Below are 13,035 nucleotides of genomic sequence, written 5' to 3'. Positions count from 1 at the left end.
AGACCGTGCCCCATCCCCGCTAGCGCGGGGAACACAACCCCTATAAGACGTGGAACCCCACGCTGCGGTGGCTCATCCCCGCTAGCGCGGGGAACACGCCGTATCTTTCACGGCGCTATCCACTGTTGAGTGGCTCATCCCCGCTAGCGCGGGGAACACCATGGCGCGGGCAACGACGATCCGCCACCAGGAGGCTCATCCCCGCTAGCGCGGGGAACACTGGACTCTGGCCCCGGCGCCCAACTGCTCGATAGGCTCATCCCCGCTAGCGCGGGGAACACCGCAGGGAGTCCACGATCCCGGTCTCGAAGTTCGGCTCATCCCCGCTAGCGCGGGGAACACCGGCTCACCCGCCCCATACCACGTGGCCGGAAAGGCTCATCCCCGCTAGCGCGGGGAACGCAGTTTCAGCAAATCCTTGAAGGTGATTTTGTACGGCTCATCCCCGCTAGCGCGGGGAACGCCACCGAGCGGGGGCCGCGCAGTTCGAGTCGTACGGCTCATCCCCGCTAGCGCGGGGAACGCTTCAGCACATTGGAGACACCAACACCCCGCCACGGCTCATCCCCGCTAGCGCGGGGAACGCAGTTCTCCAAGCCGGAGAAAATGCCGCCAGGTGGGCTCATCCCCGCTAGCGCGGGGAACGCGCTGCGGCTCGGGCAGCGGAGTTGTCTTGGGGGGGCTCATCCCCGCTAGCGCGGGGAACGCCAGTAGCGCGCCCTACCACAGTCTTTAAATCTCGGCTCATCCCCGCTAGCGCGGGGAACGCTAACCCTCCTCGCCATACTGACCATTACTAGGCGGCTCATCCCCGCTAGCGCGGGGAACGCTTCATGAGGAGAATCGGGCTCGGTGGGGGTGTCGGCTCATCCCCGCTAGCGCGGGGAACGCCTGCTTTGATTGGCTGCGCCACCGGCCATGCTAGGCTCATCCCCGCTAGCGCGGGGAACGCTCGAAAATACTTTGACTAGTCACTGGGTTATCCGGCTCATCCCCGCTAGCGCGGGGAACGCGGGTGAAGGTGATTTCAGAGTCTCCGGTCTCCCGGCTCATCCCCGCTAGCGCGGGGAACGCTTTTTTCAAGGTAGACGGTTTCCCTGGGGAGGGGGCTCATCCCCGCTAGCGCGGGGAACGCAGGGTGATAATATTCCCCGCACAAGAATGAATCGGCTCATCCCCGCTAGCGCGGGGAACGCACTTGCTGACCAGCATAAATAAGAGCCGTTTCCTCATTTTAGCTATAACTTTCCAAAACTTACACCTCACCCCAAGCCATTTCCCTCACCCCGCGACCACAGCCACCACGAGCACCCCCAAGGCCCACCAACCCAACCCCACAAAAAACCTATCTCCGAGCCCTCCGCATATTCCTCGCCTTGCTCCACCCCGTCCGTCTCTTGTTCTCCGGCGGCTTGGAGTGCGGCCTCATCATCAGGGTCAGCCCCTCATAGTCCGTGGGCTGCCAGTCGTGCCGGTGCGTCCGAAACTCCATCCCCTGTTCGTTATTGGTCTGGTACACCAGCAGCGCCCGCCCGTCTTTCACCAGCGCCACGGTGTGATCCCAGAGTTGGTCGCGCAGGCGTGCGGTGGGCCGCCCCACAAACACACCGGGCGCGATCTCCATCAGCCATTTGGTGAGGTCGCCGCGCAAACCCGCGGGGCAGGCCGTCACCACCAGCACCATCATCGGTATTCTCCGATTTCTTCGCCCCAGTTCACCCCGGCGGCGATCACCTCTAGTTCGCTCCAGAGTTTGAGTTCCACATCCAAAAGGTCCTCTTTCTCCGTAACGCCCATGAGGGCATAGAGGTCCTTGACTATGCGTTCCATGAGTCGCGTGCGCACCACGCTGTCGCGCACACGGCGGCGCACATCGGTACCCAGATCCGGCGCATCAGCACTCAGGCCCACACCGTCCTCCACCGCAGCGGCCACGGCATCAAAGGCGGCAGGAATGGTGATCTCGGCCTTGTAGAGATCGGCAATGTCGTACACAAAGGAGCGATCCGTCCCGGTGTGCACCACGCCCAGCCCCGGAATGAATCCCAGCCCCACGATCACCGCGTGGGTGATGCCATACAAAGCGGCGTTCGCGGCGGTCAGGGCGCGGTTGATCGGGTCGCCGGAGGCAAAATCGGCGGGGTCGTAGTTGCGCCTGCTCCACGCCACGCCGGTGCGCGCGGCCTCGGTGGCGTAGATCTTTTTCATGCGCGCGCCCTCGCGCCCGCGCAGTTGCGCCATGCTCATGGCACTCACGTCCTCACCGGGGAATCTCATGCCATACATCGCGCGGGCGCAGTTCAGGCGGGTGCGCTGGTTGCTCACTATCCGCGCCTGGACCTGCGCCATGCGGGCGGTCTTGGCCGGGGAACGCCCGTGCGCGTAGTAGCGCACGCCGCGCTCACCCACCCACACGGTGGAGCAGCCGGCGTCGCCAAGCAGGGCCATCGCCTTGTGCGTGACGCGGGTGCCCGGACCCAGCAGCACCACGGCGAGCGCGGTGGCGGGAACATGCGCCACCCCACGCTTATCCGTGATGGTCAGCGCATTATCGGCGCGGTTGAGTATGGCCCGCTCCACGTAGAGGAAACTAAGACGATCCTCCATGCGGGCCAGTTCCTGCCGCTCCAGCGGCAGCTCGCTGGGGTTGGTCATCGCTGCGCGAGGGTGAGCAGGCCGCAGCCGTAGGCACGCGCCCGCCCGATCCCGTGGGTGAGGGTGCGGCGCAACTTATCCGCGTCCTCTACCTCCAGCACCCCGCTGAAACGCGCGGTGCGCAGGCTCACGTAGTTTTTGCCCTCGCCTCGCCGGAAGCGGAGGTTGTCCTGGCCGGTGGTGGCGGCGTCGATAAGCCTAAAGCCCGCCTCCGGTGCGCGCTGCGCCAGCCAATCCATCTGCCCCTGGCCCACCAGCGGGGTGATCCGGCCTCGCTTGCCGGGCACCGGAGTGGACTTCACGGGGTTGGCCACCAGTTCGAAGCGCCATTGCTGACCACGCAGGAGTTTGTCCAAGAGCGGCGAGTAATCGGCGCTCTGCGCGGGACGGGTATCCCAGCCCGCTTGCTCCACGATGTTCGCGGCGTCCGGCTTCTCCGGGCCCACGATGTAGAGCGTGTGCTCGTGCCCGCGATGATCCACGCGCCACAGCACGCGGGTATCTTCCTCGGAAATGTCCGGGGGGAACGCCGAGCGCACGGCGGCGTGCATGGCCTGCGGGTTGAGCAGCAGGGTGCGCGCGCCCCGGCGCTGCGGGTTGAGCAGAACCTTGGTGAACGTGGTCATGCGAACATCACCGCCTCCATGAACGGGTCCGTGGACGTGCCCTCGGGATTATCCAGGCGCAGTTCCTCCTCCACCACGGTGCGCCAGGCATACTGGCGGTGCTCCTGGGCAAAGGAAAGCGGCACGTCCTGGCGCTGCACCCCGGCCTCAGTGGGCAGGCCATCGCGGAAGATCGGCAGGGAAACCTGGGTGCCGCGCTGCTCGCGGTGCGCCTTGGTGGCCTGCCACTTAAGGTCGCGCAGCGCGTTCATCGCGCCGACGTTCTCAATGCCGATCACCAGGTCCGGCGGGGCGGGGCAGGATCGCCGCCCCAGGAACAACGGGAAGCGCGGCCTGCGCAGCGCCTCCTCCAGGCCCTCCAGCACCTCCCGGCGCGGGCTCTCGACGGCCGCGATAAAGAGCGCGTCGCTGAGGTAGTAGCGGGTGACCAGACTGGCGGCGGCGTTGGGGTTTTCCTGCCAGCGCTGCGCCGTCTGATAATCGCGCAGCAGGTTGCCGGGCTGATCCACGCGCACCGCGAAGGTGAGTTCCGCGAGGTCGGCCACCGGATCGGTGCGCCTGCGGCCCTCGGCGGCGGCCAAGAGCCCGATCACGCCGGACTTGCTGGGCACCTGGCCGGTGGCGCGGATCTTGTATCGGCTGCGGTCGCCCCAGGATTGCATGGGCCCCTTGAGCCTTAGGAGCAAGGTGGAAGGCATTAAGCCTCCTCGGCGGCGGCCAGGGCCGCGCGCAGGGAATCGCCCAACTCCGGCAGGGTCACCTTCTGCGCGATGTCCTGGAAGGAATCCGCCAGATCGCCCAGGCCCGTCACATACGCCGCCAGAGGCTTGAAGCCATAGACCTCCTCGATCTGCCGGGCCTCCTTGGATAGACGCTCCGCACCCTCCTGGCGGCGGCCCTCGGTGCTGGCCACCGGCTCCTCAAAGGCATTGACCAGGGATACCGAGCGGGTATCGCGCACCGCCACGTACACCAACTCCGGCAGGGTGTTATGCGCAAAGGTGTTCTGCTTGCCGGTGGGCAGGGACTCCACGAAGCTCTTGATGAACTGCACGGAACTGGTCACGGCGGCCTCGTGATCCCCCAGGTTCTCCGCCAGGGAATCAACGTCGATGGTGGCAAAGCGGTACAGGGTGGAGGACATCATCTGCACCGTGCCGATCATGCCCGCGCCGGTTTCCTTATTATCCTCCACCAGATCGTCCACGGCGGTGAAGTAATCAAACTCCGGCTCGGAGGCGTGGATACCCAGGGCGTGCGCCACCTGCACGGAGGCGTCCACGTTATAGGCGGCGTCATCGGCCACCATGCGACCGAACATGGCGATGTCCACGCTGTGCTCCTGGTTGAGCAGGGCCTGAGCCTCCTTCTTGGCGATCTTGGTGCCTTCTACCTCGGCCTTAATGATCGCCGCCGCAATGTTTTCCACCTGGCGCGGGCTGATAAAGAGCAGGTAGCCGGTCTCCGCCAGGCGCTTGCGCTCCTCGGGGTCCGCCTCCTCCGGGTCGATCTTGGGCTCGGTGAGCTTGATCTTGAGGGTCTTGAACACGGCCTCCACGGCCGCTGCGGCGCGGTCGTCCGGCCATTCCTCCTTGCCCGCCTGCTCCTGAATCGCGTCCACGATGGTGGACACCACCCGCTTGGTGCGGTATCCCACCCGGGAGGCATCCCAGTTATCCTCAAAATCCTTGCGGATCGCGCGCTTCCAGGACTGGGAGGACACCCGCTGGCGCGGCACGCCGCCAAAGATCGCGGACTTGGGAGCGCCGGTGTCATCGCGGTTGATGAGGCTGGGCGGGAGGGAATGCAGGGCGTGAATATCAATGGTGATGGACATGAGGATGTTTCCTTTCGTTATTTTTTAAGAGTCCGTGACGGGGGTATCGGCCGGGATACGGGCGAAGTCCCGCCCCCACCTCATCAGCACTTTCTTGCGGTATTCGGGGTTTTCCAGGGCGCGCAGGTCGGCAGCGAACTGGCCGTAATGAAAGCCCAACGCCTCGCCGCGCAGCAGGGCGATCATTTCCCTCATGCGCTGCAAACGCGAGCGCGAGGAAGCGGCCAACACCATCGCGTCAAAGCGCGGCTTGAAGGAATCCGATTCCGTGCGCCGGTACAGCACCCCGCACGCCGCCGCAAAGGAGCGATCCGGCACGTGCATGGGCTCCCGCGCGCTCTGCATGTGCCAGGCAAAGAGCGTAAGCGCGTGGTATGCAGCGCTTTCTGACGGCGTGACAGCGCCTTCTTTTCCCATCGGCTCTTGCTCCAGCGGTGGATCCAGATTCAAGAGTACTCGGGCTAACCCTAAGGGATCGCTTTCCATAGTCCGCCCCACGTTGCGACGCAACTCGGCCAGCACCCCACGGGCATGGGCCTGCTCGCGGTCCCCATGATGGCCTAAGAACTTTCTTTGCATTGACTGCGCGGTATCTCCTACCGATTTACGCAGGTTATCCATTTATTCCTCTCCCTCTGTAGCCCTCACCCGCACGGTAGTCGGCAGGGCCTCGTCGAGTTTCTTGTGCAAACGGTGCAGCACCGTGGCGGCGGATTCGATATAGGGCTTCCCGCTCTCCGAGGCCGGGGACTTCTCCCGTCCCACCAATCCCTGCGGGCTCACCCCGCGCAGCAGCACCTCTGCCTCCGCGAGCACCCGGCCGCGCACATAGCCCTGCCACTGCCGGGCGTGGTCCTCTAGTTTCTCCTCGTCTAGCCCCGCCAGCCAACGGCTAAAGGGCAGTTCCAGGCGGCTGAGCAGGGTATCCGTGGGCGCGGACTGGAACTCGTACTCCCCGCCCGCCGCGGTGTTCAACTGCCCGGCAAAGGAACCCAGAGCGATGGCCGCCGTGGCCGTGGCCTGGGCATTATCCAGCACCAGGCGACGCTGGCGGCGGGCCTCCTCCCGCAACAACCCCACCGGGATCTCTATCGCGCTGGCCACCACCTCCGCAATGGAGGAGGATTGCGGCCCGTAGGCCACGGACACCATCTGGATATTCGCCCACTCGGGCACCACCTCAAGGTTGCGCAGTTCCGCCAGTTGGGTCAGGTTCCGGGGGCGCTTGGGGGCCTTGCTCTTTTCCGTGAATCCGGGGTCCCCCTCCAGGGCCAGGAGGGGTTCCAGGGACTTCCACATCGTGCGATCCGTGTCGAAGGGACGCGGATAGTACACGTCGTGCCCCTTCTTGGACTTATTGGCGCTGTAGCGGTACGGGGTCATGGGATCGTCCATGATGTTGGCCCCGGCCTCGGGGATGCGGTCGCCGTTGCTCACCAGCACCTCGGTGACCCGCTCGCCGTCGTGGAAGAGCCGCACCCGGCGCGATTGCCAGGTGGCCAGGTCTGCGGGCCCGGTGGGATACACGGCCTCCGCCTCGGGCTTGCGCTGCGCGGCGGTATCGGGCTGGCGCTCCCAGGCGGCCCAATCCACATCGGGCTCGGCCACCAGGCAATCCGGGGTGGTGTTGAGCACCAGCGTCTCGCGCAGGGTGGAGCCCAGGATCACCGTGCCACCGGTGTTTCCCGTCCACCCGGTACCGATGGGATAGCCCTTGCCTCCCTTGACGCGGGGATCGCCCACCGCGCCGGACTTGATCCCGGAATAGTCATAGGCCTGAGCGTGGATCAGCCAGCGGGCGGCCTCGGCAAAGCTCAGGCTGCCGCGTGCCCGCCCCGCGCGCATGGTGAAGTATTCATCCTCCGCCTCGGGCACGATGCGGCGTGCCTCTAACCGAGCGCCCTTTTCCGTATGCAGGTCCGCCACCTGCATGAACGGAGTTTCCGCGTGCAGCAGGTCAAAGCGCTCTCGGTATTTCTCCAGGTAATCCAGCGCGGTGGTATCCGCCTCTCCGGAGGCGGCGGCCGCCCATTCCGCGCGGAACCATTCATCGTGTTCGTAGAACGTCCCCTGGTCGCCCCGTATCTCGGTGCTGTGCGCCCGCCAGAAGATCGCCAGCAGCAGGCGCAGCACGGCGTAATCCTGCGCGGGGGAATCTCCGCGCAGCCCCACCACCGGGGACTCCCCGCCCGCCGCGCCACCAAATACCTGGCGCAGGCTTATTAATTCCTGCGTGCCGTCGCCGCGCACGCAGGCGATCCAGGGATCGTCGATAAGCGAAAATGCCATCACTCGTCCTCTCGTACCTGCTCTAGCCCCAGCTCCAGGGAGTAGCGCAGCCTGGTCCCGTTTATGGTTGCTTCGTGGTTCTCGTCAAGCACCAGCGCCACCTGCCCCTTGAGCAGGTAACTCTCCGCCCAGCCCGCTGGGGTTTCTTCTTCCAGCTGTGTAATTACCCGGTCGAAATCATCCTGTCGCTGGGTTAATCGGCTGGGCAATCGAACAGTGTTACAGGCCAACCGCATGTCCAGGGGGTATCCGGGGGTAGCCCCCTCCGTGAGCGCCGCGCCCTCGTAACCCAGGGGCCGATACCCATACTCGCCGCTCACGATGGGTATGACCTCCACGCTCGGGTCGGCGTCGCGCACCTGTGCCATTCCGGCCTCCTCCCCGGCGTGCGCCTGGCTCTGCTCGGAGTATCGCTCAAACAGGGCTGCAAGATTCGCGGCGGCACGCAGCCCCGGTATCTGATAGGTTTTGGCCCGCCGCTCGGAACGCTCCCGAGCCTCCGCGCTTTTGGCCTGGGCCTTCGCCCACGCCTCCCGCCACTGCTCGGGCACCTCCCTCTCCTGCGCGTAGGCGGCGTGTACCAGCGGCGCGATGTCATCGGGACGGCGCAGCCCCTCGGCCAGCACCCGCTCCTCCAGCACCGCCATCGTGGCCAGCAGCACGGTGGGGTCGTAGATCGCGGCGGTACCGCGCTCAAAACGCGGCACGGGCTCGCGCTCCTCCACCCCGCGGATAAACACCCTCGGCTGGCGCAGGTGCTCGGGGCGATCCTCCGGCGGGCGGCGATGCCGGTGCAGGCGGCCCACGCGCTGAATCAGCAGATCCATCGGCGCGATGTCCGTGACCAGCGCGTCCACGTCAATGTCCAGGCTCTGCTCCACCACCTGCGTGGCCACCACACACCGGCGCTCCGGGCGACCCGCCCCGCGATGCGCCCTCGGCCCCAACGCCGCGCGCAGGGCGTCCTCCTTGGCCGCGCGGTCGGAGGCCATAAAGGCCGCGTGGTGCAGTTCCACCTCGCCCGGAAAATGCTCGTTGAGCAGGCGATACGTCTCCTGAACCCGGCGGATCGTATTACACACCACCAACACGCACCCACCATCAGCCACCAACGGAATGAGGTGCTCCGGGGCGTCGGCAAGCAACTCCACGTGGGCGTGCAACTCGGTGGGCCGCGCGGGCACCGGAACCTCCCGCGTGCCCTGCTTATCGACGACCGTGAGCAGCGGATAGGCCGTGCCCTCCGAGCCCTCACCGCCATAGGCCCGCACCAACGCGCCCTTCTGGGCCACCGGCAGGGTGGCGCTCATGAGGATCACCGAGGCCCCGTAGTGCCGCAACCATTCCAGAGCCTTGTGCAGGTAGGAGCCCATATAAGCGTCATAGGCGTGAACCTCGTCCACGATGATCACCTTGCCCGCCAGACCCAGGTGACGCAGCATGGAGTGCTTGGCCTGCAAGGCCAGCATGAGCACCTGATCCACCGTGCACACCACGAAGTTCGAGAGCACCCCGCGCTTGCTTCCGCGCAGCCACTGGGTGGCCACCACCGCGCCGTGATCCTCGCGGCGATCCTCCCCGATATTCCGATAGGCCTCGGAGAGATTGCTCTTGGAATGGCCCAGATACATGGAGGTAACCTCCCCCGCCGCCGCGCCCTGCGCCCAGTCCAGCACGCGCTCGAAGAGTCCGTTCGCCGTGGCCATCGTGGGCGCAGCGAACACCACCCCCTGTGCGCCCATGCGCTCCGCGATGATCTGGGCGGCGGCCAGCGCGGTTTCCGTCTTGCCCTCCCCCGTGGGCGCCTCCACGATGATCAGGCTCGGCCCCTCCACCTCGCCCAGGGCCTCCACCACCGCCCGCTGAATGGGGCGCGCCCCGAACTCCTCCGGCCAACCGAATACCTTGCGGTAATAGGCGTCGATGAGATCCTTGCTGGTGAGGCTTCCTGGGGGTTGAGGTCGCCACGGCGGGGTGAGGGCTATCTTTTTTGTTCCCTGGCGGGTGCGCTCCTCCTGAGTGGTTGATGTGGTCATGGGGAAGGCATCCGAGTTGGAGGCAATCCAATCCGCCATGATCACCAGGCCGGTGAGGAGTTGCTGCGCGGGGGAATGTAGGCGCCTGACCCGCCGCAACAACTCCGGGGTCATGCCCGTGACCTGGTTGATCATGGCGATGAGTTCCGCATGCGCCCGGTGCCAGGGCTCGGCGTGCTCATCGAGGAGATCCTCCGCACGAGCCACCACCGCCGGATCGGTGGCCTTGCCGTGGTGCGCGCCCGCCACCTGAGCGATGGATAAGGCCACCTTGGGGTTAAGGCCCTGCTCCTTGAGCCAACGCTTCAGGATCACCTCCGAGGCCAACTCGTGGCGCAGTTTCTCCTGCTTGAGGCGCTGGGTGACAGGGAAGGCCTCGCGCACGCCCTCCACGATGTAGGCATACTCCGGGCGGGACTCAATCTGGCACTGGAATTGAGTGGTGGCCTTACCACAATCATGGAGGGCAGCAAGCCAGGCGACCAGGGTCTTTGCCTCTGCCTCAGTCAGGCCGGTGGCGGAGGTGATGTACGCCTTGACCGAATCGGCCAGCCACGCTTCCCAGAGGTACTCGGCCACGCAGGCGGCGTCCACCATGTGCTGCGGGAGGGGAAGCCAGCCGGTCTCATCCCCGGACTTGGCCCAGAGGGCTGTGACCTGGGGGCCACAGAGTTTAGCGTATGTATTCATGTACTTTAGCTCCCCTCGCGCCGAAAGTAAGTTCCATAACACTTCTGATGGATAACATTAGATGAACCACACAAAATATACATCATCGAGCACCCACTTGAGGGGCCCCTGCGACCATGACCAGGAAGGACAGTAGAACGGACGAGGTGGCAAGCCGCACGAAACCTCCACACCCCCGCATTGCCACAAGAGCCAAAGGAAGTGCGGTCAAAAATGGAATGACTACTACTAGAGACATAAGACCGTCCATCCGCGATACAATAGCGTTACTTGTTTCATTATACACCAGAGTCTCGTGGTGTTAGACTGCTTCAGTGCTCGATGCCCAGCCCCTACCGCCGGGATGAGCCAAAGTATCGCTATTGAGCAGCCTCTTAAACAGAGTTCTCCCTGCTCTAGCAGGGTTTATGGCTAAATCGGGCACACTTAATCTTTAGAGTCCACCCTCGCCAGACTCGCACCCACCTGGGCCACGGGGGCGTCGGCAAGCATCTGCTGCCCACCACTCGCACCACCTTAAGGGGTGCCACTAACACCCAGGTCCACGCGCGCCCATCATCACCGGCACCCCTTAAGATCGCCCCACAACACTAGGGGTGCCACTAACAAGGCTCGCGCGCACTTCCGGGCCCTAGCGGCACCCCTTAGCGCTACTCGCCGCATACCACGACGCTTTGGGGTGCCATTACCTCACCACCGCGCTTATTGACGCCCCAATGGCACCCCTTAGAGCTACTCGATAGTGACGGGTTGGGAGATGGAAGTTCCCGCGTCCGTGGTAATAGTCAGGGTCTGCTCCCCGCTCAGGCCCGCCGGTACGGGCAGATCGGCGGTTGCCTTGCCGGCCTCACCGAAGTCGGGGTGACCGAAGTCCGGGTCGATGGGCGCGCTGACCTGGGAGTCTCCGATCTGAGCCGTCACGGTGGTGGCCGTTTCCCCCTGGGAGTAGAGGAGGGAGGAGAGGTCAAGGGTGATGGTGCCTCCCGGTGTCCACTGCCCGCGCGGGGTGACGGCCACGTTGGATTGACCGGCGCGGGGCGCGAGGTCGGGGTGGTTCTTGAGGTACTCGATGAAGGATTCCACGTCGATGTAGCCGGTGGGGGCCAGCGGCGTGCCCCTAGTGAAGGCCTCGAAGCCGTCTCCGCCGCCGAGGAGGAAGGTGGATCCCGCCACCACGTAGTCGCGCTCGGGGTCCAGGGGCTCGCCGCTGATGCTCACGGAGGTCACGCGGTCACCGATGGGGCGGGTGGGGTCGTAGGTGTATTCCACGTTGTCGCTCACGCCCAGGGAGAGGGCGGGGCGGCTTTCCTGGGCCTGCCACTGCTGTTCCAGGGCGTCCTTGAAGTCCGCACCCTTGAGCGTGGTGTAGGTGTTGTCATTACCAAAGGGCTGCACGGCAAAGACGTCCGCGTAGGTGACCTCCCCGGCCGCCAGGTCGGCGCGCACGCCACCGGCGTTCATCACGCCGATGTCGGCGGTGACGTCGGTGTTCTTGGTGATTCCCTCGCGGGCCACCTCGGCCAGGAGGTTGTTGAGCTGGGATTCCACCGCTCGGTTGGTGCCGCGATAGAAGGGGGCGGTCACGGTGCTCACCACCTCCTTACCCTCCTCCTCGGCCTGAGCCTCGGCGGCGGCCACCGTGGCAACAATCTCCGGGTTGAGGTTCTCGCAGTCCCGGATGGCCGCCTCGTCGAGGAGATGGACGGCGTCAATACTCGCCTGCTTGGTGGCGGGATTCACGGTGAGGTCCACGTCCACGAGGTTGCGCCCGTACTGCCCGGCCTGAACGATAAGCGGGCCGGGGGTGGTGGGCTCCACCACGCGGTGGGTGTGGCCGGGGAACACGATGTTCACGTTGGGCGACCACTGCTCATCGCCCTGAATGCCCTCGTGGAGGAGGGCCACCACCACGTCCGCCTGGCCGGATTCCACCAGGGAATCGGCGGTGGCGTTCACGGCCTCGATGGGGTCGGAGAAGTGGAGCCCGGCCACGCCGTCACCGGCCACCAGTTGCGGGGTGTCGGCGGTGACGGCCCCCACCATCGCCACGCGCACGCCGTCGATCTCGCGGATCGTATAGGGCTCCAGCGGGGTCTGGCCACCGGAGACGTTCGCGCCGAGCACGGCGAAGTTGGCGTTGGGGATCACGCGCTCGGTGAGGTCCGCATAGCCCTTGTCGAACTCATGGTTGCCCACGGCGGTGGCGTCCAGGCCCATCTGGTTGAGCACCTCCACGGTGGGCTCATCGTCCAGAATGGCGGAGTTAAAGGGGGAGCCGCCGATGTTATCGCCAGACGCCGTGAGCACCCGGGGCTCGCCCTCGGCGGCGCGGTCGAGGGCGCAAGAGAGGCGGGCGGCACCGGGATCGTCCTTAGTCTCGGAGAAGTGCCCGTGGAAGTCCGTGATGTTTTGCACGCTCAGCCGCACCGGCTGCTGGGCGGGTTGCTGGGTTTGCTGTGCCTGGGGTGATTGCTGGGCGGGCTGTTGCACCGGCGCAACCGGCTGCTGGGGTAGTGTAGCTGGCTGCTGAGCAAAGGCAATGGGTGCGCAACCGGCCGCAATGGTAAGGGCGCTAAGAATACTGAGGGAATGACGATATTTCACGCGCTCATTGTGGCAGAATCCCCGGTCTTTTTCAGTGCTTGGCGGGGGCTCCACGGCCCCTACACCCAGGCGTCTTGGGGAACGCACCAACCGCCAGAAACACCGTGGGGTTCGGAGGAACCTTGCGACGTCCCCGAACCCAAACAACCCCCACATACAAAAAAGTGCGCCCGGAGGGATTCGAACCCCCAACCTTCTGATCCGTAGTCAGATGCTCTATCCGTTGAGCCACGGGCGCAGGCAACACCAGCGTACATAACGCGGTTGCTCTGAAAAGAGAGGTTACTCCTCCCCCAAA

At 65.2% G+C, this 13,035-nt stretch carries 9 protein-coding genes, 1 tRNA gene and 1 CRISPR repeat array; all 10 genes read right to left on the bottom strand.

Going from position 1 to position 13,035, the window contains the following annotated elements; all coding sequences use genetic code 11:
• Positions 1 to 7: 7 nt before the first annotated feature.
• Positions 8 to 1,196: a CRISPR direct-repeat array (repeat unit 28 nt; unit sequence GGCTCATCCCCGCTAGCGCGGGGAACAC).
• Between the two features lie 149 nt (positions 1,197 to 1,345).
• Entirely contained in the window at positions 1,346 to 1,687 is a 342-nt protein-coding gene (cas2e, locus tag OLW90_RS00575; protein ID WP_319650354.1) for a type I-E CRISPR-associated endoribonuclease Cas2e, read from the bottom strand.
• A complete protein-coding gene (cas1e, locus tag OLW90_RS00570; protein WP_319650353.1) occupies positions 1,684 to 2,655 on the bottom strand; it encodes a type I-E CRISPR-associated endonuclease Cas1e in 972 nt (323 codons plus the stop codon). The genes cas2e and cas1e overlap by 4 nt, the downstream gene beginning before the upstream one ends.
• Positions 2,652 to 3,281, bottom strand: a complete 630-nt coding sequence (cas6e, locus tag OLW90_RS00565) for a type I-E CRISPR-associated protein Cas6/Cse3/CasE (protein ID WP_319650352.1) — start codon at positions 3,279 to 3,281, stop codon at positions 2,652 to 2,654. The genes cas1e and cas6e overlap by 4 nt, the downstream gene beginning before the upstream one ends.
• Positions 3,278 to 3,979, bottom strand: a complete 702-nt coding sequence (cas5e, locus tag OLW90_RS00560) for a type I-E CRISPR-associated protein Cas5/CasD (RefSeq protein ID WP_319650350.1) — start codon at positions 3,977 to 3,979, stop codon at positions 3,278 to 3,280. The genes cas6e and cas5e overlap by 4 nt, the downstream gene beginning before the upstream one ends.
• Positions 3,979 to 5,118, bottom strand: a complete 1,140-nt coding sequence (cas7e, locus tag OLW90_RS00555; RefSeq protein WP_319650349.1) for a type I-E CRISPR-associated protein Cas7/Cse4/CasC — start codon at positions 5,116 to 5,118, stop codon at positions 3,979 to 3,981. Before cas7e ends, cas5e begins: the two co-directional genes overlap by 1 nt.
• Before the next feature lie 24 nt (positions 5,119 to 5,142).
• Complete coding sequence (casB, locus tag OLW90_RS00550) at positions 5,143 to 5,739, bottom strand: type I-E CRISPR-associated protein Cse2/CasB (RefSeq protein ID WP_319650348.1); 597 nt, start codon at positions 5,737 to 5,739, stop codon at positions 5,143 to 5,145.
• On the bottom strand, positions 5,740 to 7,407 hold the full coding sequence (gene casA / locus OLW90_RS00545; RefSeq protein ID WP_319650347.1) for a type I-E CRISPR-associated protein Cse1/CasA: 1,668 nt from the start codon (positions 7,405 to 7,407) through the stop codon (positions 5,740 to 5,742).
• On the bottom strand, positions 7,407 to 10,133 hold the full coding sequence (cas3, locus tag OLW90_RS00540; RefSeq protein WP_319650346.1) for a CRISPR-associated helicase Cas3': 2,727 nt from the start codon (positions 10,131 to 10,133) through the stop codon (positions 7,407 to 7,409). The genes casA and cas3 overlap by 1 nt, the downstream gene beginning before the upstream one ends.
• Positions 10,134 to 10,865: 732 nt before the next feature.
• Positions 10,866 to 12,737, bottom strand: coding sequence for a bifunctional UDP-sugar hydrolase/5'-nucleotidase (locus OLW90_RS00535; RefSeq protein ID WP_319650345.1), 1,872 nt, complete (start codon positions 12,735 to 12,737; stop codon positions 10,866 to 10,868).
• Between the two features lie 165 nt (positions 12,738 to 12,902).
• Positions 12,903 to 12,975 (bottom strand) — tRNA-Arg (locus OLW90_RS00530).
• Positions 12,976 to 13,035 lie beyond the last annotated feature (60 nt).

Source organism: Corynebacterium sp. 21KM1197 (genome assembly GCF_033783015.1).
GTDB lineage: Bacteria > Actinomycetota > Actinomycetes > Mycobacteriales > Mycobacteriaceae > Corynebacterium.
This window is presented reverse-complemented; position numbering and strand designations above follow the sequence as displayed.

Coding starts and splice junctions, on each gene's coding strand:
- cas1e (WP_319650353.1), bottom strand. CDS start 2,655: ATGACCAACCCCAGCGAGCTGCCGCTGGAGCGGCAGGAACTGGCCCGC.
- cas3 (WP_319650346.1), bottom strand. CDS start 10,133: ATGAATACATACGCTAAACTCTGTGGCCCCCAGGTCACAGCCCTCTGG.
- cas5e (WP_319650350.1), bottom strand. CDS start 3,979: ATGCCTTCCACCTTGCTCCTAAGGCTCAAGGGGCCCATGCAATCCTGG.
- casA (WP_319650347.1), bottom strand. CDS start 7,407: ATGGCATTTTCGCTTATCGACGATCCCTGGATCGCCTGCGTGCGCGGC.
- cas6e (WP_319650352.1), bottom strand. CDS start 3,281: ATGACCACGTTCACCAAGGTTCTGCTCAACCCGCAGCGCCGGGGCGCG.
- cas7e (WP_319650349.1), bottom strand. CDS start 5,118: ATGTCCATCACCATTGATATTCACGCCCTGCATTCCCTCCCGCCCAGC.
- casB (WP_319650348.1), bottom strand. CDS start 5,739: ATGGATAACCTGCGTAAATCGGTAGGAGATACCGCGCAGTCAATGCAA.
- cas2e (WP_319650354.1), bottom strand. CDS start 1,687: ATGATGGTGCTGGTGGTGACGGCCTGCCCCGCGGGTTTGCGCGGCGAC.